We start from the raw sequence: 25684 nt of genomic DNA, 5'->3' as shown, positions 1-25684 counted from the left end.
GGGACACACAGCTTAAGTGAGATGTCACACAGCCAGATAGCCTCCGTCCACGGGGACGACCGCCCCGGTGACGTACGACGCGGCCGGCGAGCACAGGAACGCCACCACCGAGGCGACCTCGCGCGGCCTGCCGAGCCGCCCGCCGGGGATGCGGGCCAGCACCTGCGCCAGGGCCGGCGGGTCGTCGAGCACGCCGCGGGCCAGCGGGGTGACCACGAAGCCGGGGGCGACGGCGTTGACCCTGATGCCGTCGGCGGCGTACTCGGCCGCCAGCGACTTCGTGAGCTGGGAGACGCCGCCCTTGCTTGCGCTGTAGGCGGGCCGGTCCCTGCTGCCGGAGAAGGCGAACATGGAGGAGACGTTCACGATCGCGCCGCCGTGCTCGGCCAGCGCCGGGCGGGCGGCCTGGCAGGCGACCATGGTGGCGGTCAGGTTGACCTCGATGACGCGCTGCCAGCGGGCCAGGTCGTACTCCTCGCGGTCGTGGCTGACGCCCGCGCAGTTGACCAGCGCGTCGAGCGGGTCGCCGGCCGACAGCAGGCGGGCCAGGCCGCTCCGGTCGAGCACGTCGTGCTCCACCACCCGGACCAGCGGGTGCGCGGGCAGCTCGGCCGGGTCGGCGGGCGGCAGGCCGAGCGCGGTCACGGCGGCGCCCAGCTCGGCGAGGAGCACGGCGGTCGCCGCGCCGATGCCGGAGGTGCCGCCGGTCACGAACGCGTGCCGCCCGGCGAACAGCCCGGGTGCCAGTCCGTCGGTCACCGGAGCCGCCCCCCGTCCCGAGAGGGTCGCACCAGCACCTTGACCTGGTCCTCGCCGCGCAGCAGCGCCTCGAACCCGTCGCGCACCACGTGCTCCAGCGGGATGGTCGCGGTGACGATCGCGGCCAGGTCCGCGCCCTCCTCGGCGACCATGCGGATCAGCTCGGGATAGGCGTCGCGGTAGCCGACGCTGGTCACGATCGTCTGCTCGTTGTTGACCAGGGCGAAGGCGTCGAGGGAGACCGTGCCGGTCAGCCCGAGGAACACCACCCGGCCGCCGCGTCTGGTGGCGGCCAGGCAGGCGCGCAGCGTGTCCTCCGAGCCGACGGCCTCGAAGACGACGTCCGCGCCCTCCCCGCCGACCGCCGCGGCCAGCCCGTCGCCCGCCGCCGTCTCCGCGCCGAGGCGGCGGGCCAGCGCCAGACGGGCGGGCGAGCGGTCGGCGGCCACCACGCGGCCCGCGCCGGCCCGCGCCGCGAAGCGGGCCACGAGCAGGCCGATCGGGCCGAGCCCGAGGACCGCGACGGTGTCGCCGGGGCGGATCCCGGCCCGCCGCACCGCGTGCAGGGCCACGGCCGCGGGCTCGAACACCGCCGCCTGCTCCAGCGGCACCGACTCGGGCAGCCGGTGCAGCATGTACGCGGGCACCGTCGCCCGTTCGGCGAGCCCGCCGTGCCCCATCAGCCCGGCGAACCCGAAATGGCGGCAGATGTTGTACTCCCCCGCCAGGCAGCGCGGACAGTTCCCGCACCGGTAGTGCGGCTCCACCGCGACCCGGTCGCCCACGGCCAGGCCGGTCACGCCCGCGCCGAGGCCGGTGACCGTGCCGCAGAACTCGTGGCCGAGGACGAGCGGCGCGCGCACGCCGGACTCCGGATGCGGCTCGCCCACCGGGATGGCGTGCGGGCCGTCGGCGTACTCGTGCAGGTCGCTGCCGCAGATCCCGCAGTACGCCACCGCGATGGCGGCCTCACCGGGGCCGGGCTCGCGCACGGGGACGTCCTCGACCCGCACGTCCTTGGCCCCGTGCCAGACCGCGGCCCTCACGCGGCCGCCCTGCGCAGCACGGCGGGGGCCGTCTCCTTCAGGGCGAAGGCGAGCCCCACCACGACCAGCGCGCCGCCGGCGGCGATGAACATCGCGGCCTGCAACCCCCACTGGTCGGAGGCCCAACCGGCGACCATCGGGCCCAGGAAGCCGCCCGCCAGCTCGCCCACGCCCATGATCACGCCGAGCGCGGTGGCCAGCGCGCCGCGCGGCACGGTCTCGGCCGGGATGGTGGCCATGAACAGCGTGAAGCAGCCGAGCCCGGTGTAGGTGACGATCATGATCGCGCCGAGCAGCACCGGGCTCTCGACGTAGACCACGGCCAGCGGGCAGAACACCGCGAGCGCGGTGAAGCCGATCAGCGCGGGCTTGCGTCCCAGCCGGTCGGAGATGGCCGGGGTGGCGAAGCCCCAGAGCACCCAGGCCACGCCCAGGCACGTCATGACGCCGCTCATCGTGCCCGGCCCGAAGCCCTTCACCTGGGTCAGGTACGTCGGCGTGAAGGTGATGATGGTGACGAACCACGTCAGGTAGCAGCAGGCGATGAGCATGCAGACGACGATGTTGCGCAGCTTCAGCACCTCGCCCAGCGGCACCCTCGGCTCCTTGGCGGGCGCCTCGGCCGCCGTCCGCGGCGACCGCTCGCGGACGAACTTGGCGATCAGCAGGGCCATCACCAGGCCCGGCACGATCGTGACGTAGAAGGCGACCCGCCAGTCGTAGGTCTCGGCGATCCACACCACGACCAGCGGCGCGAGGATGCCGCCGAGCAGCCCAGCCGACGAGCCCTGCAGCAGGCCCATGTTGAAGCCCCTGCGGCGTTCCCGGCTGGCCTCGACCATGAGCGACTGCGCCATCGGCAGCACGGCGCCCTCGGCCGTGCCCATCAGCGCGCGGGCGGCCAGCAGCCCGGCGAACCCGCCCATCAGCCCCGACGAGGCCGAGAACAGCGAGAACAGCACCACGGCCACGACCAGGATGGGCTTGCGCCTGCCGAGCATGTCGGACAGGCGGCCGGCGAACATCCCGGCCAGCGCCCAGGTGAGGGCGAGCACGCCGGACAGCGTGCCGAGCTCGGCGTTGGACAGGCCGAAGTCCCGGTCCATGTACGGCGCCAGGAACGACAGCGCCTGCCGGTCGAAGAAGACGAAGCCGAAGGACAGGAAGAGGATGACGAGAAGGCGGTTCTCGTACCGGTCGGCGGCCCTGGTGTCCGGCGCGGCCGCGATGTCGGTCATGACGCTCTCATTTCGGGGGATGCGGCGGGGGATGCGGCGGGGCGGCGGTCAGCGGAACAGGGAGTTGACGTAGTCGGCGCCGATGCCGACCTTCTCGTAGTGCTCGCGGCACATCTTGATGTAGTCGTGCACGTCGAAGAAGCCGTCGGGGTCGCCGTTCTCGTCCAGCCAGACCAGCGGGCCCTTGACGATGAAGAACGTCTTCATCGGCTCGCCGCTGTCGTAGGCGACCAGCGTGTGGCCCTCGCCAGGGGCCTCGTAGACGAAGTCGCCGGCGGTGGCCGTCCAGGGGCGTTCCAGGTAGCCCCACTTGCCGGAGATCGTGTACGCGAACACCTCGTGCGGGTGGTAGTGCCGGTTGACCAGCCCGGCCTCCTTGGCCCGCAGGATGTCGGCCCAGCTGTTGTCCTTGACGTTGATCCACAGCGGACGGGAGCCGACGGTCTCGGTGAACGGCACGTAGTACCGGTCGTCGTCGGTGGCCACCTTGGACAGGTACACCTCAGGCAGCGCGTCCGGCCGGAAGGAGTTCTCGATCGGCCGCAGGTCCTTCCAGAACTCGCCGGTGGGGTTGTCGGGCATCTGAACGGCCCCTTTCGTGTCGTGTTCCCGGCAGTGAATCCCGGCGGGACCGACACCGTCTTTCCCCAGGTGGACGTGGCGGCTTGCAGATTCAGGACATGCGGACGGGCTCGCCCGGCTCAGGCGCCCAGGTCGCGCACCACGTTGTCCAGCCGCACGGCGAGGTCGTCGAGGGCCTGGCCGTCCGTCGTGGCGCCGTCGGGGAGCTGGGCCATGACGTCCTCACGGCTGGCGATCACCAGCCCCCGGTGGGCGTCGTCGATCTCGGCGGCCCGCAGCACGACGCAGTCGCCCCGGACGAACACCAGCGTCGCGTCGGCGTGCTCCGACTCCAGCAGCCTGCGGACACAGTCACGGTCGATGAGAGACATCTCGGCTCCTCTTCCCCTCAGCGGGCGTGTACCCCCACAGACAGGGCGAAACCCCAGGTGACCGCCCTGCCCGCGCTAGCCGAAGGTCGGCGGGCCGCCGTCGTCGCGGGCCCGCCGCCGCGCGAACACCACCAGGTACGCGGCGGCGGACACCGCCAGGATCGCCGGCGGCAGCGCCAGCGGCAGCCGTCCGGCCAGCACCGCGAGCACCGCCAGCACGACCCCGGCGAGCAGCAGCAGCGCGGCGGCCAGCAGGCGCAGGCCGAGCGCGTTCGACGGCGGCGGCTTGCGCGGCCAGTCCCCCTCGCCGCCGCCGTGCACGCCGGGCACGCCGGTGTCGCTCACCACGCCTGAGCGGCTGATCTCGTCCGGGGGCGGCGGCTCGCGCAGCACCGGAGCGAAGAACTCGTCCTCGGGATCGTCGTCTCGCCGGTTCATGAGGGTGACCCCTACCCAGGATTCCGGCCGCTCCCACGAGTGAACGGCGGGGCACCGGGAAGGGCTGTTGCTGGCGGTAGCGAGCCGCTCACCTGCGTGAACGAGGACTGAGGACATGACGACGACGCCGCATCCAGCATCGGGGGACGAGCAGCACACCCTGCGCGATGCCGTGAGGACGGACATCGAGAACGTCGAGGAGCCCGCCCGGCTGCTCCGCGTGAGCGCGATGGCCCGCAGCCTGCTGGAGGAGGCCAAGGGGGTGCACCTGGAGGAGCGCGCCAGGGAGCGCATGCACCGCATCTACGAGCAGGCCATCCAGGAGGTCGCCGGGGCGGTCGCGCCCGAGCTGCGCGACGAGCTGGAACGCCTGCGGCCCACCCCCAACGGCGGGACGCCGACGGAGATGGAGATCCGGGTCATGCAGGGGCAGCTCGTGGGCTGGCTGGAGGGCGTCTTCCAGGGCATCCAGGCCGGGCTCCAGCTCCAGCAGGCCGCCGCCCGCCAGCAGCAGCTCGGCCTGCACGCCGGCCGCGCCCTCCCCCGCGCCGACGGCGTCCGCGCCCCGGGCGAGGGCAACTACCTCTAGGACGCCGGCAGGCCGGGCGGTCAGCGGGAGGGGCTCCATTCGGGCCGCCAGCCGGGGCGCAGGCGGTAGCCGTAGGCCAGGTGACGCAGCGTCTGGCAGGGGGAGCCGGCCGCCTCGCCGCACAGCGGGCAGACGGCGACCCCGGTGTCACCGGTGTCCCGGGTGTCCCCGGCCGACAGCGGCGGGGTGTGCTCGTTCAGCAGTGCCAGCTCGGCGCCGCAGCGGGCGATCGCGTCGGCCGGGTCGTGCAGGGCGATGTGGATCGCCTCGACCGGGTGGAGCAGGTCGTCGTCGTGGAAGCCGACGCGGGTGACCGTCCGCCCGCCGCCGAACTCCAGCCGCCGCGCGCCGCCCGCGCCCTGGCGTACCGGGGCGGCGGCCGGGCCGGTGGCCGTGAGGTAGCGCCAGGGGCCGGCGCCCGCCGCCTCCGCGGTGGCCTTGTCGGCCTCGATCTGCGTGCGCAGCCACTGGACCAGCGTGGCGCCGTCGGTGTCGGAGACGCCCTCGGCGCCGTCCAGCTCGCGCAGGAACGGGGTGACCGCCGCGTTCAGCTCGGCGACGAACGCCTCCAGCGACGCCTGGGCGTCGTCCAGGTTGGGCAGGCCCTCGGCGCGCGGCCGGGTGGGCGTCGGCAGTCGGCTCCCGGACAGGGGTATGCGCAGCTCCAGCGTGCTCAGGACGGTCGGCGTGCCCTCCGCGCCGGCCGCGTACGGCTGCTCGCCCTGGCGCCGCCAGCTCGACCAGCCGTCCGGCAGCGGGACGGGCGGCGGCGCGGCGAGCTCGACCACGGCCAGCGGGTCGCGGCCGTCCTCGGCCCGGTGGCAGGCCGCGTCCAGGACCCGGGGGTGGGTGCGCACGTACGGCGAGTCGGCGACCGGCCGGGTGGCGACCTCCCAGGCGGCCAGCGCGAAGTGCAGCGGGTCCAGCGTGACGCCGCTCGCGCCCGGCTCCCCGCCCGTGGCCGCGAACGCGTGCCGCCACCTGCGCAGCTGTTCGCCGTAGTGCTCCTGCGTCCCGCCGTGCCCGGCGTCGATCCAGAACGCCTGCGTCGCGGTGCGAACCGTGCTCTTCATGCCAGAACTCCCCTTAATCCCCTATCGTGCTTTCTGCCCGGTATCGCGGGAGACCAACGCCTCCGGACGGCCCTCCGTTAGCGCTGTGACCTGCGGGGTAGGCCACGGCCAGCGGGAAGCGCGAGCGAGGGGGATTGTGGTCATGCGCACGACTGCTTTTCGGGGCATCAGCTCCTTCAACGGGGAATCGCGGCAACCGGCTCCGCGGCGCATCCAGATCGTGCACACGGAGTCGCGGAGGCGGTCGCACCCCTTCGTCGCGGCCGTGCTCGGCGCCTGCGCCGGGGCCGCGGTGACGTACCTGCTGGATCCGGACCGGGGCCGGACGCGCCGCGCCCGCGTGCGGGACAAGGGCTCGCACGCCACCCACGAGGTGCGCGACGGCCTGGGCGTGCTCGGCCGCGACCTGTCCAACCGGGGCCGCGGGTCGGCCGCGGCGGCCAGGTACCGCCTGACCGGCGGCTCGGCCGACGACCGCGTCCTGCACGAACGCGTACGCGCCGAACTGGGCCGCCACATCAGCCACCCGCACGCCGTCGAGGTGGACGTGCGCGAGCGCGTCGTGACGCTCTCCGGCGACGTGCTCGCGGGCGAGGACGAGCGCGCCCGCCAGAAGGTGCGCCGCATCCCGGGCGTCAAGCGGGTGGAGACCAACTGGCACGTGCACAGGGACGGCACCGACGCGCCGCGGCTGCAGGGCCAGGGCCGCCGCCGCAAGGCGGTGCCCGAGCTGCTGCAGCAGCGCTGGTCGCCGTCGGCCAGGCTGGTCGCGGGCGGGGCGGCGGCCTCGATCTGGGCGGTCACCGGCAAGCTGCCCAGGCCGCTGTCCTGGCTCACCCGCTGCGCCGCCTCCGCGCTGGCCGTGCGGGCGGCGACGAACCTGCCGCTGCGCCGCCTCACCGGCGTCAACGCCGGTCGCGAGGCGATCGACGTCAACGCGGCCGTCTCGATCGCGGCGCCGGTGGCGGCCGTGTGGCCGCTGGTGAGCGACTACTCGCTGTTCCCGCGCTTCATGCCGGACGTCGAGGAGGTCCGGCTGTCGGCCGACGAGCAGCGCTCCCACTGGGTGATCAGGGGCCCGGCCGGGACGCGCATCCGCTTCACGGCCACCGAGACCAAGCGCGAGGAGGGCGCGGAGATCGCCTGGAAGTCCGGCGACGGCGAGCTGATCGCCCACACCGGCGTGCTGCGCGTTGACGCCCAGGCCGACGGCCGGACGCGCGTCCAGGTGCACCTGTGCTACAACCCCATCGCGGGGGCGGCCGGGCACGCCATCGCCGGGCTGCTCGGCGCGCATCCCGCGCGCAAGCTGCGGCAGGATCTGGTGCGGCTGAAGGAGCACGTCGAGAGCCAGGTGCAGCCGGCCGCGCCGTCCCTGCTCTGACCGGCTCCGGCCGCACTCCGGCCGCACTCCGGCCGCCGGACGGCCACGCGCGAGGGGGGTTCGCGCGTGGCCCGTACGCTGGCGTGATATCGATCCCGATATCACCGGATGGCCGATATCGGTCTTGGACGCCGGCTTTCGTCCTGTGCTGTCATGTCCGGGCCTGCCCCTGTTCCCGCCCGGAGGTGCTCCCGCATGCCCAATCGCCTGTCGAACGTCGCCCGGCTCACGGTCGCGGCGATGTCGGCCGGGTTGCTGACCGCCGCGATCACGCTGCCCGCCGTCGGCGGCACCGGCACGCTGGTCGTCTCCGCCACCGAGCAGCTGAACCTCAAGCCGGTGGCGCTGGCCGAGCCGCCACTCGCGCAGACCTCCACCGTGTACGACGCCCGCGGCAACGTGATCGCCCGCTTCTACGACCAGAACCGCGAGATCGTCCGCCTGGACCAGATCTCCGAGGTGATGCGGACGGCGGTCGTCGCCATCGAGGACGACCGGTTCTACGAGCACGGCGCGATCGACATGGAGGGCACGCTGCGCGCCCTGGTCAAGAACCTCAGCTCCGACCGGCTCAGCCAGGGCGGTTCGAGCATCACCCAGCAGTACGTCAAGCAGGTGCTGCTCAACGCGGCCGACACCGAGCAGGACAAGAACAAGGCCCTGGAGGCCAGCTACGCCCGCAAGCTCAAGGAGCTGCGCTACGCGATGGGCGTCGAGCGGAAGTACGGCAAGGACGAGATCCTGCGCCGCTACCTCAACATCGCCTACTTCGGCGCGGGGGCCAACGGCGTGCAGGCCGCGGCCAGGCGGTTCTTCGGCGTCCCGGCCTCCCGGCTCGACCTGGCCCAGGCCGCCACGCTGGCGGGCGCCGTGCAGGACCCGAACACGACCGACCCGAGCCGCGGCAAGAAGGCCCGCGCGCTGCTGCTGGCCCGGCGGAACGTGGTGCTCGACCGGATGGCCGAGCTGGGCAGGATCACGCCGGAGCAGGCGGCCGCGGCCAAGGCGAGGAAGCTGGGGTTCAAGGACATCCGGCTGCCCAACGGCTGCGGCGACAGCGATTACCCGTACTTCTGCGAGTACGTCCGGCACGAGCTGCTGGCCAACCCGGCCTTCGGCGGCACCCGGCGGGCCAGGGAACGCGCCTTCGCGCAGGGCGGCCTGAAGATCTACACCACGCTCGACCCGAAGGCCCAGGCCGCCGCCGACCGGGCGATCAGGAAGCACGTCAGCGCCACCGACAACGCCCTGGCCGCCGAGGCGCTGGTCGAGCCGGGCACCGGCGCGATCAGGGCGATGGCCGCCAGCCGCGGCTACGGCTCCTCGGCCAGGAAGAAGCAGATCTCCTTCAACGCGGTGGCCGACGCGCGGCACGGCGGGCTGATCGGCTTCCAGGCCGGCTCGACGTTCAAGACGTTCACCCTGGTCGAGGCGCTCAAGCAGGGCATGAAGGTGGACGACGGCATCACCGTGGGCAACGGCTACAACGCCCCCTCCGCCGCCGCCTTCAAGAACTGCGCCGGCGCCGGCGTCGGCGACCCGTCCTGGACGGTCACCAACGACGAGGGCTCCCCCGGTTTCAAGACCCTGCGGACCGGCACGTGGGGCTCGGTGAACACGTTCTTCATGGCGCTGGAGCAGCGGGTGGGGCTGTGCCGGACGGTGGAGACGGCCAAGTCGCTCGGGATCGCCCGCGCCGACGGCCGCAAGCTCCAGGAGTACGAGACGTTCACGCTCGGCATCAACGAGACCGACCCGGTGACGGTCGCCACCGCGTACGCCGCCATCGCCGCCCGGGGCCGGTACTGCGCGCCGATGGCCATCACCAGGATCACCGACGCCGCCACCGGCCGGCCGTCCTCGTACCGGCCGTCGTGCCGGCAGGCGCTCGACCCCGGCGTCGCCGACGCGACCGCGCACATCCTGTCGGGCGTGTTCACCAAGGGCACGATGAGCCGCGTCGGCGGCATCGGCCGCCCGGCGGCGGGCAAGACCGGCACCACCGACGGGTACGCCACGGCGTGGTTCGCCGGGTTCACCCCGGACCTGGCGGGCGCGGTCAGCATCGGCGACCCGCGCGGCTCGCAGCGGTACAAGCTGGTGAACACCACGATCGGCGGCCGGTACTTCGCCATCGTGGCCGGGGCCTCGCTGCCGGGGCCGATCTGGAACGACACGATGAGGGCGGCGCTGAAGGGCGTGCCCGCCACGCGGTTCACGCCGATCGACACCGGGCGCTTCGGCGGCTGCGGCGACGCCTGCGCGCCCGCCCGTCCCGACCGGGAGGCCGACCGTCCCGACGCGGGCGAGCCCGGCCTCGGCCGGACGGACCCGGGCGAGACCGGCCTCGGGGAGCCGGCCCTCGACGACCAGGGCGCGGGCCGAACGCCCTGAACGGGCGCGCCGGCCGGTTCCACGGCGCCCGGTCCATAACCCCGACGGGTGACTCAAGAGCTATACGACAGGCGGCGCGGCGCGACCGTACCCTCGATGAGTCCGCACATCTCCGCCTCACGAGGGACGGTTTCGCCATGCCCAAGGCACGGACGTTCGGCCGGACACATCTGGCGCTCTGCCTCGCGCTCGCCGCCGGGGTCGCCGCCATCGGCGTGAGCGCGGTGGCCGACGCCACCGCCGCGCGCCAGGGCGACCCGCGGCCCGTGGTCATCCGCGACGCGCGCGGCGTCGCGGTCGGGCGGCTCAGCATCCTGCGCGAGGGGTTCGGGACGGCGCGCGTCTCGGTCTCGGTCAAGGGCCTGACGCCCGGGTTCCACGGCTTCCACATCCACACGACGGGCCTGTGCGACCCGAAGGCCGTCGATCCCGCGACCGGGCAGGTCTCCCCCTTCTTCACCGCCGGAGGCCACCTCGACCTGGCCGGCGCCGTCCACCCGGGGCACTCGGGCGACCTGCCGCCGCTGCTGGTCGGCAAGGACGGGTCGGGCGCCGCGTCGGTCGTCACCGACCGGTTCGGCCTGCGCGAGCTGACCGACGCCGACGGCAGCGCGGTCATCGTGCACGCCCTCCCCGACAACCTGGCCAACATCCCCGCCCGCTACGCCCCCGACGGCCCCGACGAGGCCACCCACCGCACGGGCGACGCGGGCGGCCGCACCGCCTGCGGCGTGATCAAGTGACGCGACGCGCGTGAGCCCGCGCCGCCTGCGGTGTGATCAGGTGACGTGACGCGTGTGAGCCCGCGCCGCCTGCGATGCGATCAGGCCGCGGGCGACGCGCCTGCGGCCCCGCCGTGGGTGGGCGGGGGTGGGCGGCTAGTCTCGTGCCGTAACGCCGCCGACCTGGGGAGTTCCCGTCATGATCTTCATCACCGCGAAGTTCCGCGTCCTGCCGGAGCACGCCGACCGCTGGCCGGAGATCTCGGCCGAGTTCACCGAGGCCACCCGCGCCGAGCCGGGCTGCCTGTGGTTCGACTGGTCGCGCAGCCTCGACGACCCGGCCGAGTACGTCCTCGTCGAGGCGTTCCGCGACGACGCGGCCGGGGCGGCGCACGTGACGTCGGCGCACTTCAAGCAGGCCCAGCAGGTGCTGCCCGGCTACCTGGCCGAGACGCCGCGCATCGTCAACGCGAACGTCCCGCAGGACGACTGGTCGCCGCTCGGCGAGATGGCCGTCCCCGAGCGCGGCTGACCGCTCAGGGCCGCAGCACCAGCGCCGGGTCCAGCGCCAGGGTGGCGACCGCCGGCGCGAGGAACACGATCGCCAGGTAGAACTGCGGCGAGCGGTCGGCCACGCGCAGGTGCGTGCAGAGGGCGCAGACGTAGGAGAGGACGAGCCCGGCCGCGGCCGCCGTCCCCGCCAGGGGCACGCCCAGCAGGCCGAGCCCCAGCCCCGCCGCGCCGGCCGCCTTCAGCGTGCCGATCGGCCAGTCCAGCCACGACCGGGGCACCCCGGTCCGGTCGGTGTCGGCCGGTCAGCCCCGCGCCCGCCCGCCGGACGCCCGGCCTCCGGCGGGGTGGTCCTGGGCTGACGGGCGGGCGAACGGCCTTCGCCCGGCTGGTCCTGGCGGGCGAAGGCCGGGGCGTGGGCGGCGGCCCAGTCGGCGAAGGTTCGGGGCGGGCGGCCGAGCAGCGCGGCCGCGTCCCCGGTGACCGGGTGCTGGGGGCGCGTGGCATACCTGGCGTAACGGGCCAGCAGGGCGCGGACGAAGGGCTCCGGCAGGCCGCCCGCGACCAGGCCCCGCCCGGCGTCCTCCGGCGGGATCTCCTCGAAGCGCAGCGGCCGGCCGATCGCCTCGCCGAGCACGGCCACCATCGCGGCGTGCGTCAGCGACTCGGGCCCGGTCAGTTCGAGCCGGCGTCCGGCGTGGCCGCCGAGCAGCGTCGTGGCGGCGATCTCGACCAGGTCCCGCTCGTCGATCGGCACCTCCTGGAAGCCCGCGTGCACGTACCGGACGACGTCCCCGGCCCGGATCTGGGGCGCCCACGCCTGGAGGGCGTTCCCGGCGAAGGAGGCGGCGCGCAGGCTGGTCCACTCCAGGCCGCTGTCCACGGCGGCGGCCTCGGCCTCCTTGTTCCGGTCGCCGCGGAAGCGGGAGGGCTGCTCGTCGAGGGGCTCGTCGACGTTCATCGCCGACAGGGCCACCACCCGCCGCGCCCCGCGCTCGGCGGCACGGGCGAGCAGGCCGGGCGCCCCGTCGCCGATGGCGCGCGGGTGCAGGAAGACGGCGGTGACGCCGTCCAGGTGGCCGGCGAGGGTCTCGGGGCGGGCCGGGTCGCCCTCGACGGCCTCGGCCCCGGCGGGCAGGCGCATCCCGGCCGCCGATCGGGTGACGGCGCGCACCTTGGCCCCCCGGGCGGTGAGCAGTTCGACCAGCGGGCGTCCGAACGTCCCGGTGGCGCCGGTGACGAGAATCATGTCGTTCATGCCCTCTGAGAGGAACCCGGGACGGGAAGTGTGACATGACCCTGACCGGGCCCCGGAGACCCGCCGACAAGGGGTGCTTTATCCGGATCGGAGCGCTGGGCGGCTACTCTGCGGCCCATGCACACCCAGTCACTCGCCCCCGGTCCGGCCCTCGGCCCCAGGCTCATCAGAGCCGAGATCCTCGTCGTGCTGTCGGTCTCGCTCGGCGCCAGCGCGGTGTTGTCGCTGGTCCGGCTGATCGGCTCGCTGACCGCGCCCAAGGAGCTGAAGGGGCAGCACGCCGTGCTGGTCGGCTCGCTGGCCCCCGGGCGGCCGTGGCTGGACCTGACGTTGCAGCTCGTGGACATCGCGATCTCGGTGGCCCCGGTGGCGCTGGTGGCGTACCTGCTGGTGCGGTCGGGCGAGTCGTTGCGGACGATCGGGGTGGACCTGCGCGAGCCGGGCCGCGACACGTTGCGCGGCGCGCTGCTCGCCGCCGCGATCGGCGGCACGGGGCTGGCCTTCTACCTGGCGGTCTACGCGCTGGGCGTCAACCTGACGGTGGTGCCGGGACAGTTGCCGGAGGTGTGGTGGCGGGTGCCGGTGCTGCTGCTGGCCGCCGCGCAGAACGGCGTGCTGGAGGAGGTGCTGGTCAGCGGCTACCTGCTGCACCGGCTGGACCAGGCGGGCTGGAGGCCGTGGCGGGCGGTGATCGTGTCGTCGGTGTTGCGGGGGTCGTACCACCTGTATCAGGGGTTCGGGGGGTTCGTCGGGAACGTGGTGATGGGGCTGGTGTTCGGGCGGCTGTACCAGCGGTGGGGGCGCGCGATGCCGCTGGTGATCGCGCACACGCTGATCGACGTGGTGGCCTTCGTCGGGTACGCCGCCCTGCACGGCCGGGTGAGCTGGCTCCCCTGACGACCGCTTGCAAGCCGTTTGCGTAATATCGCAAGAAATCGATAGTCGGTCGAAGCTCGACAACAACGTTACGAAACTCCTTCGCAGGAGCCTTGTGTCGCGGGGTCGTGGGGTCCTACTGTCACCTCACCCCCCGAGAGAATCGAGCTTCGGATGTCAGGCACGAGCACATCCCGGAGGGTCGTGGCGGTGCTCGCCGCGGCTCTCGGCCTCCCCCTCGCCTCGCTCGCCGTCCCCGCGCAGGCCCCCGCGCAGGCCGCCGCGGCGACGGGGCCCGTGGTCACCAGGGCCGCCCTCGACCCCGCGCTGGTCGCCGGCCGGGGCGCGCGCGTCGGCTTCGCCGAGCAGGAGGCCGAGAACGCCCCGACGGACGGCACGGTCATCGGGCCCGACCGCTCGGCGTACACGCTGCCCGCCGAGGCGTCCGGGCGGCGGGCGGTCCGGCTGACGCCCGGCCGGCACGTCGAGTTCACCCTGCCGGCCGCGGCCAACGCCGTCACGGTCCGCTACAGCATCCCCGACGCGCCCGCGGGCGGCGGCATCACCGCGCCGCTCGACGTCGCGGTCAACGGCCGCCACCGGGCCACCATGACGCTGACCTCGCAGTACTCCTGGCTGTACAACCAGTACCCGTTCGCCGACGACCCCGGTGCCGACCTGCTGCACCCCGACTGGTGGATCACCGAGTGCTCCTGCGTGCCCAGCGCCACCACCCCGGCCCCGGCGATCGCCAAGCCGTTCCGGCCCAGTCACTTCTACGACGAGCAGCGCCTGCTGCTCGGGCGCACCTACCGGGCGGGCGACCGGATCCGGCTGACGGCGGGCGCCGGAGCCGCCTGGACGGTCATCGACCTGCTCGACTCCGAGCTCGTCGCCCCGCCGCGGATCGAGCCGGTCGCGGCGAACGTGCTGGCCTTCGGCGCCGACCCGTCCGGGCGCCGCGAGTCGTCGGCCGCCTTCGACCGGGCCGTCGCCTTCGCCAGGCGCGCCCATCTCAAGGTGTACGTCCCGCCCGGCACGTACCAGGTCAACCGGCACATCGTCGTGGACGACGTGACGATCACCGGCGCCGGTAGCTGGTACACGATCATCAAGGGCCGCGAGGTCGCCCTGGACGCCCCGGCGCCCGACGGGTCCGTCCACACCGGCGTCGGCTTCTACGGCAAGGACGCCGCGGACGGCGGCAGCCGCAATGTGCACCTGTCCGGGTTCGCCATCGAGGGGGACGTCCGCGAGCGCGTCGACACCGACCAGGTCAACGGCATCGGCGGCGCGATGAGCGACTCCACGATCGAGGGCCTGTACCTCCACCACACCAAGGTCGGCATCTGGTTCGACGGCCCGATGAGCGGCACCCGCGTCACCGGCAACGTGATCGCCGACCAGATCGCCGACGGGCTCAACCTGCACACCGGCGTCACCGGCACGGTCGTGTCGGACAACTTCGTCCGCAACTCCGGCGACGACGGCCTGGCGATGTGGTCGGAGCGGGCGGCGGACGCGCGCAACACGTTCGACCACAACACGGTCCAGACGCCGGTGCTGGCCAACGGCATCGCGATCTACGGCGGCACGGACAACACGGTCTCGGCCAACCTGATCGCCGACCCCGTCCGCGAGGGCAGCGCCCTGCAGGTCGGCTCCCGCTTCGGCGCCGAGCCGTTCACCGGCCGCCTGGACATCACCGGCAACACCACCGTGCGGGCCGGCACGTACGAGCTGAACTGGAAGATCGGCCTCGGCGCCATCTGGTTCTACGCCCTGGAGCGGGACATCGACGCCGACATCCGGGTGACCGGCGACCACTACCTGGACAACACCTACAACGCCGTCATGCTGGTGGCCGACTGGCCCGTCAAGGACCTCTACTCCATCACCGGCCTGCGCTTCAAGGACGTCCGGGTGGACGGCACGGGCACCTCGGTGCTCAGCGCCCGCGCCGCCGGCTCGGCCGCCTTCGAGAACGTGGACGCCCGCAACGTGGGCGCGGTCCCGGTGAACAACTGCGGCACCTTCCACTTCACCCCGGACGGCTCGGAGTTCGCGCTGACGGACGGCGGCGGCAACGACGGCTGGCTCGCCCCCTGGCTCCTGCCCAACACCCTCACCTGCGACGACCGCCCTCCAGCCGTCCCCCCACCGGCCCCTGCCCCCTGGTGAGACGGCCGCGTTAGGCGCCGGGGTGCGGGGCAGGGGGACGGCATGAGCGACAGCTACGACCGGGTCGCCGTTGTGACGGGCGGCGACTCCGGCATCGGCAAGGCCACCGCCGTGCTGCTGGCCGAGCACGGGTTCGACGTGGGGATCACCTACCACGAGGACGAGGACGGCGCCCGGGAGACCGCCGCGCTGGTCCGGGACGCGGGCAAGGCGGCGGCCGTGCGCCGCCACGACCTGACCGACCCGGTACGCGCCGCGCACGTCGTCGACGAACTGGCCGGGGATCTGGGCGGGCTCGGCGTGCTGGTCAACAACGCCGGCACCGGGTCGTCGGAGCCGCTGCTCGACATGGACTACGAGCGCTGGCGCTCGGTCCTGGCGGTGGACCTGGACGGGCCGTTCCTGTGCGCGCAGCGGGCGGCCCGGCGGATGGTCGCCGAGGGGCGCGGCGGCCGGATCGTGAACGTCACCAGCGTGCACGAGGAGTACCCGAGGGTGGGGGCGGGGCCGTACTGCGCGGCCAAGGGCGGGTTGAAGCTGCTCAGCCGGGTGCTGGCGCTGGAGCTGGCCGCGCACGGCATCACGGTGAACACGGTCGCGCCCGGCGAGATCGCCACGCCGATGACCGGGCAGGAGGACCGGCCGCCGCGGGCCGGGAGCCGTCCGGGGTACCCGATCCCGCGGCCGGGCGACGCCCGGGAGGTGGCGGCGGTCATCGCCTTCCTGGCCTCGCCGGCCGCCTCGTACATGACGGGCTCGTCGGTGTTCGTGGACGGCGGCCTGGTCACGATGGGACCGCAGGCGGCGGGGGCGCTCCAGTCCGGCGACTGGCGTTGACCCCGCACCCCCGCCCGCCCGCTCCCACCCGGGCCCCCGCCCTCAGGCGAGTGGCACCACCGCCCTCAGACAGCGGCCCACGCCCTCAGGCGGGGCCCGCCGTCCTTCAGGCGGGGGCCCGGCGTGCCTCAGGCGGGGGCCCGGCGTGCCTCAGGCGGGGGCCGGGTGTCCGACCGCGAGGGCTGCGGCCACCTGCGGGGCGACGCGCTCCGCCCAGCGGCCCAGGAGCTCCTCCAGCGCGGGCGGCCGCGACTCCAGCCCGGGCAGCGGCGGCTCCCGTACGGCGAGCTGGGACTCCAGCACCGCGAGCCCCGGCGTCGGCACGGTCGCGCCCAGCTCCACCAGCAGCGGCCGCAGGTGCACCTCGACCGCCAGCGCGTGCTTCGGATCGCCCATGACCAGCAGCGGCAACGCCACCACCCCGGCCAGCGCCTCCGGCCGCAACCGGTCGAGGAACGCCTTCAGCAGCCCGGTGTACGTGCCCTTGTAGGTGGGGCTGGCCACCACCAGCACCCGCGCCTCGGCGACCAGCTCCAGCGCCACCTCGACGCCGGGCGCGGGCCCGGGGGCGAGCAGGTGCGGCCCGAGCGCCGACAGGTCGATCACGTCGTGCACGCCGGGAAGGCCGAGCCGCCGCGCGACGGCCTCGGCGGCCTCCACGGCCACGGTCCGCGTCCTGGAGCCCTCGCGGGGGTTGCCGACCAGCGCGACGACGCTCATCCGGCCACCGCCGCCGCCAGCCCGGCGGCGTACCGGGAGACGGGCCGGGTCAGGCCGTAGTTGTCGCGGAGGGTACGGCCCTCGTACTCGTACCGGAACAGGCCCCTGACCTGCAGCTCCGGCACGACGTGGTCCACGAAGTCGGACAGGCCCGACGGGAGCAGCGGCGGCATGATGTTGAAGCCGTCGGCGGCCCCGGTGAAGAACCACTCCTGGAGCTGGTCGGCGATCTGCTCGGGCGTCCCGGCGACCACGCGGTGGCCGCGGCCGCCGGCCAGCCGGTTGAGCAGTTGCCTGACCGTCAGGCGCTCCCGCCTGGCCAGGTCGATGACGAGCTTGCGCCGGCTCTGTGCGCCCTCGGTCTCGACGGCCACGTCCGGCAGCGGCCGGTCGAGGTCGTCCTCGGTCAGCTCGATGCCGGTCAGGTGGGAGAGCTGGGCCAGGCCGTAGGCGGGGATGATCAGGTCTTCGAGCTCCTTCTCCAGGTGCAGCGCCTCCCGTTCGGTCGAGCCGATGATCGGCGAGATGCCCGGCAGGACGAGCACGTCGCCGGGCTGCCTGCCGTGGGCGGCCACCCGCCGCTTGAGGTCGCTGTAGAACTCCTGGCCCTCCTCCAGGGTCTGCTGGGCGGTGAAGACGGCCTCGGCGTGCCGGGCGGCGAACTCCTTGCCGTCCTCCGACGACCCGGCCTGCACCAGCAGCGGACGGCCCTGCGGGGAACGGGAGGTGTTCAGCGGCCCCCGGACGGCGAAGTGGCGGCCGATGTGCTCGACAGGATGGATCTTGCCGGCGTCGGCGTAGTGGCCGCCGGCGCGGTCGCCCAGGATGGCGTCGTCCTCCCAGCTGTCCCAGAGCTTGCCGGCGACCTCCAGGAACTCGTCGGCCCTGGCGTAGCGGGCGGCGTGCGTGGGGCGTTCGACGCCGAAGTTGAGCGCCTCGGCCTCGCTGGCGGAGGTGACGATGTTCCAGCCGGCCCGTCCGCCGCTGATGTGGTCGAGGGAGGCGAACTTGCGCGCCACGTGGAAGGGCTCGTTGTACGTCGTGGAGACGGTCGCGATCAGGCCGATGTGGTCGGTCACCGAGGCGAGCGCGGCCAGCAGCGTGAGCGGCTCCAGCCCGCCGAGCGCGTTGTGCCGGACGTCGCCCTGCAGCGCCACGCCGTCGGCGAGGAAGAGCGAGTCGAGCCTGCCGCGCTCGGCGATCCTGGCCAGCTCCTGGTAGTGGCGGACGTCGGTCAGGCGGCTCGGCTCGGTGCGGGGGTGCCGCCAGGCGGCCTCGTGATGGCCGACGCCCATGAGGAAGGCGTTCAGGTGGAGCTTTCTCGTCACGTGGTCCTCCAGGTGGAGAAGCGGCGCTCGACGCCGATCAGGAGCAGGTTGAACAGCAGGCCGACCACGGAGATCGTGATGATGCCGGCGTACATGTCGGGGATGCGGAAGCTGGACTGGGCGTCGAGGATGAGGTAGCCGAGCCCGGCCTTGGCGCCGACCATCTCGGCGAACAGCAGGACGAGAATCGAGTACGCGCCCGCCAGGCGCACCCCCGTGAAGATGGCGGGCACGGCGGCCGGCAGGATCACCTTCTGGAACAGCCGCACCGGGCCGAGGCCCATCGACCGGGCCGACTTGATCAGCAGCGGTTCGACGGTCTTCACGCCGCTGACGGTGTTGAGCAGGATGGGCCAGGAGCAGGCGTACAGGACGAACGCCACCTTCGTCGTCTCGCCGATGCCGAGGATGAGCGTGAAGACCGGCAGCAGCGCGACCGCCGAGGTGTTGCGGAACACCTCCAGCAGCGGCGTGAGGAAGTCGGCGACGGGCTTGTACCAGCCGATCAGCAGCCCGAGCGGGATGGCCAGCACGATCGCCAGCCCGAACCCCGACAGCGAGCGCGCCAGCGACGCCCCCAGGTGCTCCGGGAGCCGGCCCGTGAGCAGCAGGTCCGCGCCGGCGGCCAGGCTCTCCGACAGCGGGGGCACGAACACGGGGTCCACCACGCCGAGGCGGGGCAGCGCCTCCCAGGCGGCCAGGAGCAGCAGGATCGCGGCCGAGTTCCGCCCCGCCCGCCGCACCGCCCCGCCCGCGCGTCGCACCGGCCCGCCCGTCCGTCTCCGCGCCGCGGGTGACGCCTTCTTCCGGTCCTCCCCCTCGGTGGGCCGGACGGCGGCGGGCTCGTCCCCGGTCGCGGGGCCGTGGTGGTGATGGGGGCCGGGCTCGTCGTGGGGGTCGGGGTCGTCGTCGGGGAGGTCGTACCAGTGGACGTCGCCCTCGGGCCGCGTGTCGGCGCGGGCGTCAGTCATGCCGGATCGCCGCCTTCCGCTCCTGCACCTGCGCCGCGGCGACCTCGTCGCGCAGCAGCCCCCACACGTGGTGCCGGTACTCGCCGAAGCGCGGATCGGCCCGCAGGTCGCCTTCGCGCGAGTCGAAGTCCACCTCGATGATCTCCTTGATCCGGCCCGGCCTGGAGGTCATCACGGCGACGCGTTGCCCCAGGTAGACGGCCTCGTCGATGCCGTGCGTGATGAACACGACGGTCTTGCGGGTGTGCTGCCAGATGCGCAGCAGCTCCTCCTGGAGCGACTCGCGGGTCTGCGCGTCGAGCGCGGCGAAGGGCTCGTCCATCAGCAGGACGTCGGGGTCGAAGGCCAGGCTGCGGGCGATGGCGACGCGCTGGCGCATGCCGCCCGACAGCTCGTGCGGGTAGCGGTCCTCGAAGCCGGACAGGCCGACCAGTTCCAGGTGCCGCCGCGCCCGTTCCGTACGCTCGGCCCTGGGCACGCCCTTGGCCTCCAGCCCGAAGGCCACGTTGGCCAGCGCGGTGCGCCAGGGGAACAGCGCGTACTGCTGGAAGACGATCCCCCGGTCGAGGCCGGGCCCGGTGACGGGCGCGCCGTTGACCACGATCTGGCCCGACGTCGGCTCGGCGAGGCCCGCGACCAGGTCGAGGAGGGTGGACTTGCCGCAACCGCTCGGCCCGACGAGCGTGAGGAACTCCCCTTCGCGGACGTCCAGGTCGATCCCGGACAGGGCGGTGAACGGCTCGCCCGCGTCCCTGACCGTGAACTCCTTGGAGACGTTCCGGATGCCGATCTTCGTCTGGACGCCGGTCTCGCTGATCGTGGCGGTCATGAGCCGCTCCCGTTCGCGTAGGGGTTGAACTCGTTGGTGTAGAGGTCGGTGGCCTTGACCTGGCCAGGACGGATCTCGCCCTCGCGCTGGAGCCAGTCGATCCACCGCTGGAACTCCCGGCTGTCGATGACGCCGCCCTTGCCCGCGATGCCGGTGCTCTTCCAGAGCTTCACGACGTCGGTGCTCTCGTTGCGTCCGCGCTTGGCGATGATCTGCTCGAACTTGGCGACGACCTCCTCGCGCGGGCGGGTCTGCGCCCAGGCGATGGCCTTGGCGAAGCCGGCGACGAAGGTCCTGACGGTGCCGAGGTTCCTGGCGATGAAGTCCTCGCGCAGCACGACGGCCCCGGCCGTGAACGGCCCGAACAGCTCGACGTCGGTGAACAGCGGACGCAGCCCGCCGCGTTCGAGCGCCTTGTCCTTGAGCACGCCGCCGAGCGTGCCGACGTCGAGCTGCCCCTGCCGCAGCGCCTGCTCGGTGTTGACCGGCGGGATGACCACGAGCTGGACCTGCTCGATCTCGGCCGGCGTCAGCCCCTGACGCTTGAGATACTCCTTGATCACCGCCTCGTGGTGGGCGCCGAGGGTGTTGACGCCGATCTTCTTGCCGATGAGGTCGCGGGCGGTCCTGATGGGGCTGTCGTCCTTGACGTAGTAGCCGTTGAACGACTTCTCGTCCGAGCCGTAGTAGCCGATCACCGCCTTGATCGGGGCCTTGGCCGCCTTGAGCTTGATGACGGCGCCGTCGAAGGCGCCGCCGAAGTCGGTCTGACCGGTGGCCGCGGACTGGATGTCCTGCGGCCCCGAGGTGGTGTTGCCCACCCACTTGAGCTTGACGTCGCCGAGGTAGCCGAGCTCCGCGGCCAGTTCGGGGAAGGTGACGGTGCCCGCGCTGCCCTGGTAGCGAAGCTCCTTCACCTCCGGTTCGCCGGGTCTCGCCGAGCCCTCGGCCGCGCCGCAGCCGGCGGTCACGGTCGCGAGCAGCACGGCGAGGAGTGCACGTCTGATGTTGATCACGATGAGTTCCTCTGGGGAGAACTGCGCAGGGGGTTGGGAGGTCTGCCGGAGGTGCGTGATCAGCGACACTGCGCGCTGGCGACGTGGCCGTGGTCCACGTGCGGGCGCCGGGTCAGGTAGAGGCCCTGGCTCATGCCTACGAAGCTACGGAACCCAGGACGCTAAGTCAACATTTCCTACTGGCTTTACATGAAAAGCGAGACCATGCCGGATGGGAATGCCTTTTCCGCGGACGGCACGACGGGCGTGACGGGCCTGGTCAGCGAGCCACCGCCCGGCCTTGCGGCACGCCGGATCACCGGTTCGGTACGACGGCGGGCCGGAAGGGCATTGGCGGGCAGGCGAAAGTCCGTCAATGTGAGACCTGCCTGTCGAGCACTTCGCCTCGCATCAGGACCGCCACGGGCACGCCGGAGCCGATGAAGGAGCATCCATGGCACCGCGGATCGTCACGCACCACCCGGACCTCGCCGACCTGTCCGTGCTCTCACCCGCGCGGCCGGCGGAACTCGGCAACTCCGTCATCGCCATGGAGCTGCTCGAACTGCTCGGATCGACGCCGGAGGAGGACGAGGTGTTCGCCGCGTTCGACAACAGCACGCCCCCACCACGCCGCTGATCACGGTACCGGTCCGCCCGTCGAAGGGCCGCGGTGGCCGGTCGTGCTGACCGGCCACGCACCACGCGAGCGCCGCTCCGGCCTTCCCCGCTGTCCGGCGGTCAGGCGAAGCGTTCGATGGTCACGGGGATCAGGCCCTGGCCGCGGATCGCCTGCCGGTGGTGGTGGAGCAGGGCGCCGATGGCGGCCAGCGGGCCGGCGCTCAGGCGTACGGTGACGTCCAGGCACCAGGCGATGCCGGGGCCGATGCGCCGCAGCTCCCAGGTGAAGGTGTGGCCGGCGGCGGTCGCCGTGGCGGTGCCGGCGATCCTGGCCCGCGGGTTCTCCCGCGGCGGCTCCAGGCGCAGGACCGTGCTGACGTTCGCCAGGCCGCGCTCGCCGAGCTCGCCCGCGAACAGGATGCGGTAGCGCCGGGTCTGCGCCGAAGGGGAGCCGCCCAGGTCGAGAGGGGCCGCGGCGGGGAGCGCCTGGCGGTACTGGAAGAAGGCCCGCAGCTCGGCCTCCTCCGGCAGCGCGCCGCCGCCGAGCATCGAGTAGGTCTCGCGGGCGTCGCGCCGCGTCACGGGCAGCACCCGGTCGCGCAGCGCGGGGTCGGCGCGGATGGCCCGGCTGGATCCGGGCGACTCGCGCCACTCGCCGCACTCGGCGGTCCATTCCGCGCAGTCGATGCCCGCGGCGGTGTAGTCGTCGCAGAGCACGAACTCCTCGACCAGGATGCCCAGGGGAAGTGTTCCGCGGCCACGGTCGGCGGCGTAGATCAGGTAGTAGTCCAGGGGTGCGTCGGCGTCCATTGGCGACATGATCGTGGTGCGGGCCCCCGCGGGCAAGGCGACATTCTGATGTTCGCGCAGGTCCTGCCGCCAGATGGGGGTCTAGCCGGTCACGGGCTTGCCCGTGGCGCTGCCGGCGAGCCATTCCGTCCACGACTTGGCCCACGGGGTCGGGCCGTTGCCGAACCGGAGCTTGCGCGAGGTGCCCTTGACCTCGATGACGTCGCCGCGCTGGGTGAAGTCGTAGAACCAGCGGGCGTCGGCGGGGCTGGCGTTGACGCAGCCGTGGCTGACGTTGGAGTTGCCCTGCGCGCCGGTCGACCAGGGCGCGGCGTGGAAGAAGGTGCCGCTGTAGGTCATCCGGACGTTCCACTTGGTCTTGATCCGGTACTCGCCCGGCTCCCCGATGGTGGCCGAGTCCATGACGGTCTCCGCGGCCTTCTCCTGGGCGATCATGACGCCGGAGTAGCTGTCGTCGCCGGGTTTGCCCAGGCTGACGGGGATCGTCCGGACGACCTTGCCGTCCGCGGTGACGACCGCCCGGTGGCGGTCGGCGTCCACCTTGGTGATGTGCCGGGGACCGACGGTGAAGGACAGGCTGCGGTCCCTGGTCCCCCACAGGTCCTCGCCCGCCCGCAGCCCGGCCAGGTGGGCGACGACCTTGACCTTCTCGCCCACCGGCCAGTACTCGCGCGGCCTGAACTGCACCTCGCGGTCGCTCACCCAGCTCCACGCGCCCTCGACCGGCTCGGACATCTCCACCACCAGCGAACGCTCGACCGCCGCGCGGGCCTGCCTGGAGGTGACCGGGTGGGACAGCAGGAGCTGCACCGGCATCCCGACGCCGACCTTCTCGCCGTCCAGCGGCGACATGCCGCTCTGCAGGGTTCGCCCGGGCTTGAGCGTGGTGAAGGACGACCGCCCGGTGACGGCCCTGCCGTCGGCGCCGGTGGCCTGCGCGCTCACCGTGTACGACGTCGCCGGGCGCAGCGGCCACCGGGGCCGCCAGGTGCCGTCGGCCGCCGTCGAGCCGGTCACCTGGCGTCCCTTGGCGTCGGCGACGGTCACCTTGGTGACCTTGCCGCCGGTGACCCGCACGCTGATCCCGGTGTCGGGGGCGACCTTCTTGCTGCCGTCCGCCGGGGTGATCGCGAGCCTGGCCGCGGGGCCCTCGGCCTGCCGCGGCCCGTCCGCCGGCCGGCCGCCGCCGGAGGCGCATCCGGCGAGCAGGAGCCCCGCGAGGGCGAGCGTCGTACTGGTCCGGCCGTTCCGCATCTCCGATGCCTCCCGTGCCTGACAAGGCGTCAACTTCTTCATTGAACGGTCTGTGCTGTCACGTGCGGACACCTCTGCCCAATGAGCAGGTGAGAAACCTTCATCCGCCGATGAGCACTCTTGCGAACCTTGCGGGCGGATCTGGTGTCCAACTCTGTGGAACGGTCCTTCTGGGCCGGTCTCAGGGGATGACGCACCGGGGGCGGTGCATGAGGGGGAACGTCATGAACGGCGGCATGAAGCGGTACCTGTCCGGTATCGGGATGACCGCGGCGACACTGGCCGTCACGACCGCGCTCGCGGGAGCCACCCCCGCCCGCCCCACGCCCTCCCCCACCCACCCTGCTCCGTCGGCCTCCCCCGAGCCGAAGCCCGACCACAAGCCGGACCACAAGCAGGACCACAAGCCCGACCACAGGCAAGGCCACAAGCCGGACCGGACAGAGCCGTCGGCCGAGCCCACCGTGCCTACCGTGCCCACCGAGCCGGACAAGCCCGACTGCCGCAAGGTCAAGTGCGTGGCGCTCACGTTCGACGACGGCCCGGGGCCCTACACCGGGACGCTGCTGGATCACCTGGCGAAGTACCGGGCCCACGCCACGTTCTTCGTCGTCGGCCGGAACGTCGGCGTCCACCCCGACGTGGTGCGGCGCACGGTCGAGGCGGGGCACGAGCTGGGCAACCACACCTGGTCCCACCCCGACCTGACCCGGCTGTCGCCGGCCGCGATCAGGTCCCAGCTCGCCCGCACCGACCAGGCCGTCAAGTCCGCCGCGGGCGTCGTCCCCGGCCTGGTACGCCCCCCGTACGGCGCGACGGACGGCGACGTGCGGCGGCAGGCGCACCGGCCGCTGGTCCTGTGGAGCGTGGACACCCTCGACTGGCGCTACCGCGACAGCGCCAGGGTGGCCCGCGTCTCGCTCAAGCGGGTCCGCCCCGGCAGCGTCATCCTGTTCCACGACATCCACCCGACCACGGTCAAGGCCGTGCCGCGGGTGCTGAAGGGCCTGTCCGCCCGCGGCTACCGGTTCGTCACGGTCAGCGAGCTGTTCGGCGGCCGGCCGCCGAAGGTCGTCCACAACGCCCGCCGGCTCTCCGGCGGCCCCAGGTAACCGGGCAGGCGTCCCCCCGTCGGCGGGGTCACTCCTCGACGGTCTCCTCGTAGCCGATCGCGGCGTCGGCCGCGTCGCCGCCCGACTCGCGGGCCCGGTAGCTGTCGCCGCCGTAGAACCGGAAGGCGCCGTTGTCGGCCCGTCCGCCGACGGGCGGCACGCGGCCGTCGATGGCGATGTAGTACCAGCCGTAGCCGCCCTGCCGGTCCTCGCAGAAGTTGTTGACCACGCGCCGCCGGGACGGCTTGGCGACGCACACCTCGACCCACTCCGACGGCGTCTCGATGGCGGTCTTGGCGCCGGGGCCGCCCTGCGGCGACGCCTTGGTGAGCCCGTCCTCCCCGAGGTCCTCGTACGTGCCGCCGTCGGCCCGCTCGCCCACCGCGGGGACGGTGGCGTCGCCGGCGTAGAAGTACCAGGCGTAGCCCCGGCGCTCGTCCTCGCACGGGCGGTAGCCGGCCCTGGTCTGCGAGCCGGTGTCCACGCAGACGGCGATGCGGGCGGACTCGTCCTGCGCCGCGGCGTCGGACCCGCCGTCGGGCTCGTCGTCGATGACCTCTTCGATGTCCTCCGGCGACACCGGCCGGCCGGTGTCGGCGACGGTGCAGCCGGCGGTGAGGGCGGCGGTCAGGGCGGCGGTCAGGGCGGCGGCGAGCGCGAGGCAGACGAGTCGTAACAAGGATCCTCCACGGACTCGGGGTGACGACCGGCCAACGAGCGGACCGCCGGACCCGGTTCCCCGCCGGTGGCGGCCGGCCATTGACGGCCAATCGTTTGGGACCGTAC

General features: G+C 73.3%; 27 protein-coding genes. 10 read left to right on the top strand and 17 right to left on the bottom strand.

The genetic code is table 11. The features are described 5' to 3' along the window. Positions 1–24: 24 nt before the first annotated feature. The 6 genes from ACIBST_RS28035 to ACIBST_RS28010 form a co-directional block, all read right to left on the bottom strand. Positions 25–759, bottom strand: a complete 735-nt coding sequence (locus ACIBST_RS28035) for an SDR family NAD(P)-dependent oxidoreductase (RefSeq protein ID WP_397175895.1) — start codon at positions 757–759, stop codon at positions 25–27. Further along, on the bottom strand, positions 756–1805 hold the full coding sequence (locus ACIBST_RS28030) for a 2,3-butanediol dehydrogenase (RefSeq protein ID WP_397175893.1): 1050 nt from the start codon (positions 1803–1805) through the stop codon (positions 756–758). The genes ACIBST_RS28035 and ACIBST_RS28030 overlap by 4 nt, the downstream gene beginning before the upstream one ends. Then, entirely contained in the window at positions 1802–3043 is a 1242-nt protein-coding gene (locus ACIBST_RS28025) for an MFS transporter (protein ID WP_397175892.1), read from the bottom strand. Before ACIBST_RS28025 ends, ACIBST_RS28030 begins: the two co-directional genes overlap by 4 nt. Before the next feature lie 48 nt (positions 3044–3091). Continuing rightward, the gene (locus tag ACIBST_RS28020) at positions 3092–3625 is read right to left on the bottom strand and encodes a 2,4'-dihydroxyacetophenone dioxygenase family protein (RefSeq protein ID WP_352324601.1); all 534 of its coding nucleotides are present in this window, start codon (positions 3623–3625) and stop codon (positions 3092–3094) included. Positions 3626–3744: 119 nt separating this feature from the next. Beyond that, on the bottom strand, positions 3745–3996 hold the full coding sequence (locus tag ACIBST_RS28015; protein ID WP_397175890.1) for a hypothetical protein: 252 nt from the start codon (positions 3994–3996) through the stop codon (positions 3745–3747). 75 nt (positions 3997–4071) lie between these two features. Further along, the gene (locus ACIBST_RS28010; protein WP_397175888.1) at positions 4072–4434 is read right to left on the bottom strand and encodes a hypothetical protein; all 363 of its coding nucleotides are present in this window, start codon (positions 4432–4434) and stop codon (positions 4072–4074) included. Between the two features lie 115 nt (positions 4435–4549). On the opposite strand from ACIBST_RS28010, the gene ACIBST_RS28005 reads away from it, so the two are divergent. Continuing rightward, positions 4550–5023, top strand: coding sequence for a proteasome activator (locus ACIBST_RS28005; protein WP_397175887.1), 474 nt, complete (start codon positions 4550–4552; stop codon positions 5021–5023). Positions 5024–5043: 20 nt separating this feature from the next. Here ACIBST_RS28005 and ACIBST_RS28000 read toward each other — a convergent pair whose 3' ends face one another. Continuing rightward, a complete protein-coding gene (locus tag ACIBST_RS28000) occupies positions 5044–6096 on the bottom strand; it encodes a DUF6221 family protein (RefSeq protein ID WP_397175885.1) in 1053 nt (350 codons plus the stop codon). Positions 6097–6238: 142 nt separating this feature from the next. Here ACIBST_RS28000 and ACIBST_RS27995 point away from each other — a divergent pair, with 142 nt between their 5' ends. The 4 genes from ACIBST_RS27995 to ACIBST_RS27980 all read left to right on the top strand — a co-directional run bounded on the left by ACIBST_RS27995 (position 6239) and on the right by ACIBST_RS27980 (position 11128). After that, positions 6239–7480 carry an SRPBCC family protein gene (locus ACIBST_RS27995; RefSeq protein ID WP_397175884.1) on the top strand — a complete coding sequence of 414 codons (1242 nt, stop codon included), beginning with the start codon at positions 6239–6241 and terminating at the stop codon, positions 7478–7480. Between the two features lie 195 nt (positions 7481–7675). Further along, entirely contained in the window at positions 7676–9874 is a 2199-nt protein-coding gene (locus ACIBST_RS27990) for a transglycosylase domain-containing protein (protein WP_397175882.1), read from the top strand. Positions 9875–10011: 137 nt separating this feature from the next. Next, complete coding sequence (locus ACIBST_RS27985; protein ID WP_397175880.1) at positions 10012–10617, top strand: superoxide dismutase family protein; 606 nt, start codon at positions 10012–10014, stop codon at positions 10615–10617. A 178-nt stretch (positions 10618–10795) separates the two neighbouring features. Beyond that, complete coding sequence (locus tag ACIBST_RS27980; protein ID WP_397175879.1) at positions 10796–11128, top strand: putative quinol monooxygenase; 333 nt, start codon at positions 10796–10798, stop codon at positions 11126–11128. A gap of 4 nt (positions 11129–11132) precedes the next feature. Here ACIBST_RS27980 and ACIBST_RS27975 read toward each other — a convergent pair whose 3' ends face one another. Beyond that, positions 11133–11387, bottom strand: coding sequence for a DoxX family protein (locus tag ACIBST_RS27975; protein WP_397175877.1), 255 nt, complete (start codon positions 11385–11387; stop codon positions 11133–11135). After that, positions 11348–12364: an NAD(P)H-binding protein gene (locus ACIBST_RS27970; RefSeq protein WP_397175875.1), complete on the bottom strand. Its 1017-nt coding sequence runs from the start codon at positions 12362–12364 to the stop codon at positions 11348–11350. Before ACIBST_RS27970 ends, ACIBST_RS27975 begins: the two co-directional genes overlap by 40 nt. Positions 12365–12481: 117 nt before the next feature. Here ACIBST_RS27970 and ACIBST_RS27965 point away from each other — a divergent pair, with 117 nt between their 5' ends. The 3 genes from ACIBST_RS27965 (at position 12482) to ACIBST_RS27955 (ending at position 16258) form a co-directional block, all read left to right on the top strand. Then, positions 12482–13261: a CPBP family intramembrane glutamic endopeptidase gene (locus ACIBST_RS27965; protein WP_397175874.1), complete on the top strand. Its 780-nt coding sequence runs from the start codon at positions 12482–12484 to the stop codon at positions 13259–13261. Between the two features lie 189 nt (positions 13262–13450). Then, positions 13451–15421: a glycosyl hydrolase family 28-related protein gene (locus ACIBST_RS27960; RefSeq protein WP_397175872.1), complete on the top strand. Its 1971-nt coding sequence runs from the start codon at positions 13451–13453 to the stop codon at positions 15419–15421. A 42-nt stretch (positions 15422–15463) separates the two neighbouring features. After that, positions 15464–16258, top strand: coding sequence for an SDR family oxidoreductase (locus ACIBST_RS27955; protein ID WP_397175870.1), 795 nt, complete (start codon positions 15464–15466; stop codon positions 16256–16258). Between the two features lie 150 nt (positions 16259–16408). On the opposite strand, the gene ACIBST_RS27950 is transcribed toward ACIBST_RS27955, so the two are convergent. The 5 genes from ACIBST_RS27950 to ACIBST_RS27930 are packed head-to-tail and all read right to left on the bottom strand — an operon-like array spanning position 16409 to position 21122. Further along, entirely contained in the window at positions 16409–16978 is a 570-nt protein-coding gene (locus ACIBST_RS27950; protein WP_397175868.1) for an NADPH-dependent FMN reductase, read from the bottom strand. Further along, positions 16975–18306 carry an LLM class flavin-dependent oxidoreductase gene (locus tag ACIBST_RS27945; RefSeq protein ID WP_397175866.1) on the bottom strand — a complete coding sequence of 444 codons (1332 nt, stop codon included), beginning with the start codon at positions 18304–18306 and terminating at the stop codon, positions 16975–16977. The genes ACIBST_RS27950 and ACIBST_RS27945 overlap by 4 nt, the downstream gene beginning before the upstream one ends. Beyond that, positions 18303–19277, bottom strand: a complete 975-nt coding sequence (locus ACIBST_RS27940) for an ABC transporter permease (RefSeq protein WP_397175864.1) — start codon at positions 19275–19277, stop codon at positions 18303–18305. The genes ACIBST_RS27945 and ACIBST_RS27940 overlap by 4 nt, the downstream gene beginning before the upstream one ends. Continuing rightward, positions 19270–20106, bottom strand: coding sequence for an ABC transporter ATP-binding protein (locus ACIBST_RS27935; protein ID WP_397175862.1), 837 nt, complete (start codon positions 20104–20106; stop codon positions 19270–19272). The genes ACIBST_RS27940 and ACIBST_RS27935 overlap by 8 nt, the downstream gene beginning before the upstream one ends. Next, positions 20103–21122: an ABC transporter substrate-binding protein gene (locus tag ACIBST_RS27930; protein ID WP_397175860.1), complete on the bottom strand. Its 1020-nt coding sequence runs from the start codon at positions 21120–21122 to the stop codon at positions 20103–20105. The genes ACIBST_RS27935 and ACIBST_RS27930 overlap by 4 nt, the downstream gene beginning before the upstream one ends. 433 nt (positions 21123–21555) lie before the next feature. Between ACIBST_RS27930 and ACIBST_RS27925 the strand changes: the two genes are divergently transcribed. Next, positions 21556–21741 (top strand): hypothetical protein, encoded by a 186-nt coding sequence (locus tag ACIBST_RS27925; protein ID WP_397175859.1) that lies wholly within the window; start codon positions 21556–21558, stop codon positions 21739–21741. 101 nt (positions 21742–21842) lie between these two features. Here the strand turns inward: ACIBST_RS27925 and ACIBST_RS27920 are convergent, their stop codons facing one another. Beyond that, on the bottom strand, positions 21843–22532 hold the full coding sequence (locus tag ACIBST_RS27920) for a hypothetical protein (RefSeq protein WP_397175857.1): 690 nt from the start codon (positions 22530–22532) through the stop codon (positions 21843–21845). A gap of 81 nt (positions 22533–22613) precedes the next feature. Next, a complete protein-coding gene (locus tag ACIBST_RS27915) occupies positions 22614–23786 on the bottom strand; it encodes an Ig-like domain-containing protein (protein WP_397175855.1) in 1173 nt (390 codons plus the stop codon). A 224-nt stretch (positions 23787–24010) separates the two neighbouring features. On the opposite strand from ACIBST_RS27915, the gene ACIBST_RS27910 reads away from it, so the two are divergent. Next, a complete protein-coding gene (locus ACIBST_RS27910; RefSeq protein WP_397175854.1) occupies positions 24011–24898 on the top strand; it encodes a polysaccharide deacetylase family protein in 888 nt (295 codons plus the stop codon). 28 nt (positions 24899–24926) lie between these two features. Here ACIBST_RS27910 and ACIBST_RS27905 read toward each other — a convergent pair whose 3' ends face one another. Further along, positions 24927–25577 carry a hypothetical protein gene (locus ACIBST_RS27905; RefSeq protein WP_397175852.1) on the bottom strand — a complete coding sequence of 217 codons (651 nt, stop codon included), beginning with the start codon at positions 25575–25577 and terminating at the stop codon, positions 24927–24929. Positions 25578–25684 lie beyond the last annotated feature (107 nt).

This window comes from Nonomuraea sp. NPDC049684, assembly GCF_044465345.1.
In the GTDB taxonomy this organism is placed as follows: Bacteria; Actinomycetota; Actinomycetes; order Streptosporangiales; family Streptosporangiaceae; genus Nonomuraea.
Note: the sequence above shows the minus strand (reverse complement) of the source record. Positions and strands in the feature narration are given on the sequence as shown.

Excerpts from the sequence above, each read along its gene's own strand:
- ACIBST_RS28025 (WP_397175892.1), bottom strand. The coding sequence starts at position 3,043 with ATGACCGACATCGCGGCCGCGCCGGACACCAGGGCCGCCGACCGGTAC.
- ACIBST_RS28020 (WP_352324601.1), bottom strand. The coding sequence starts at position 3,625 with ATGCCCGACAACCCCACCGGCGAGTTCTGGAAGGACCTGCGGCCGATC.
- ACIBST_RS28015 (WP_397175890.1), bottom strand. The coding sequence starts at position 3,996 with ATGTCTCTCATCGACCGTGACTGTGTCCGCAGGCTGCTGGAGTCGGAG.
- ACIBST_RS28010 (WP_397175888.1), bottom strand. The coding sequence starts at position 4,434 with ATGAACCGGCGAGACGACGATCCCGAGGACGAGTTCTTCGCTCCGGTG.
- ACIBST_RS28005 (WP_397175887.1), top strand. The coding sequence starts at position 4,550 with ATGACGACGACGCCGCATCCAGCATCGGGGGACGAGCAGCACACCCTG.
- ACIBST_RS28000 (WP_397175885.1), bottom strand. The coding sequence starts at position 6,096 with ATGAAGAGCACGGTTCGCACCGCGACGCAGGCGTTCTGGATCGACGCC.
- ACIBST_RS27995 (WP_397175884.1), top strand. The coding sequence starts at position 6,239 with ATGCGCACGACTGCTTTTCGGGGCATCAGCTCCTTCAACGGGGAATCG.
- ACIBST_RS27990 (WP_397175882.1), top strand. The coding sequence starts at position 7,676 with ATGCCCAATCGCCTGTCGAACGTCGCCCGGCTCACGGTCGCGGCGATG.
- ACIBST_RS27985 (WP_397175880.1), top strand. The coding sequence starts at position 10,012 with ATGCCCAAGGCACGGACGTTCGGCCGGACACATCTGGCGCTCTGCCTC.
- ACIBST_RS27980 (WP_397175879.1), top strand. The coding sequence starts at position 10,796 with ATGATCTTCATCACCGCGAAGTTCCGCGTCCTGCCGGAGCACGCCGAC.
- ACIBST_RS27970 (WP_397175875.1), bottom strand. The coding sequence starts at position 12,364 with ATGAACGACATGATTCTCGTCACCGGCGCCACCGGGACGTTCGGACGC.
- ACIBST_RS27965 (WP_397175874.1), top strand. The coding sequence starts at position 12,482 with ATGCACACCCAGTCACTCGCCCCCGGTCCGGCCCTCGGCCCCAGGCTC.
- ACIBST_RS27955 (WP_397175870.1), top strand. The coding sequence starts at position 15,464 with ATGAGCGACAGCTACGACCGGGTCGCCGTTGTGACGGGCGGCGACTCC.
- ACIBST_RS27950 (WP_397175868.1), bottom strand. The coding sequence starts at position 16,978 with ATGAGCGTCGTCGCGCTGGTCGGCAACCCCCGCGAGGGCTCCAGGACG.
- ACIBST_RS27940 (WP_397175864.1), bottom strand. The coding sequence starts at position 19,277 with ATGACTGACGCCCGCGCCGACACGCGGCCCGAGGGCGACGTCCACTGG.
- ACIBST_RS27935 (WP_397175862.1), bottom strand. The coding sequence starts at position 20,106 with ATGACCGCCACGATCAGCGAGACCGGCGTCCAGACGAAGATCGGCATC.
- ACIBST_RS27925 (WP_397175859.1), top strand. The coding sequence starts at position 21,556 with ATGGCACCGCGGATCGTCACGCACCACCCGGACCTCGCCGACCTGTCC.
- ACIBST_RS27920 (WP_397175857.1), bottom strand. The coding sequence starts at position 22,532 with ATGGACGCCGACGCACCCCTGGACTACTACCTGATCTACGCCGCCGAC.
- ACIBST_RS27915 (WP_397175855.1), bottom strand. The coding sequence starts at position 23,786 with ATGCGGAACGGCCGGACCAGTACGACGCTCGCCCTCGCGGGGCTCCTG.
- ACIBST_RS27910 (WP_397175854.1), top strand. The coding sequence starts at position 24,011 with ATGAACGGCGGCATGAAGCGGTACCTGTCCGGTATCGGGATGACCGCG.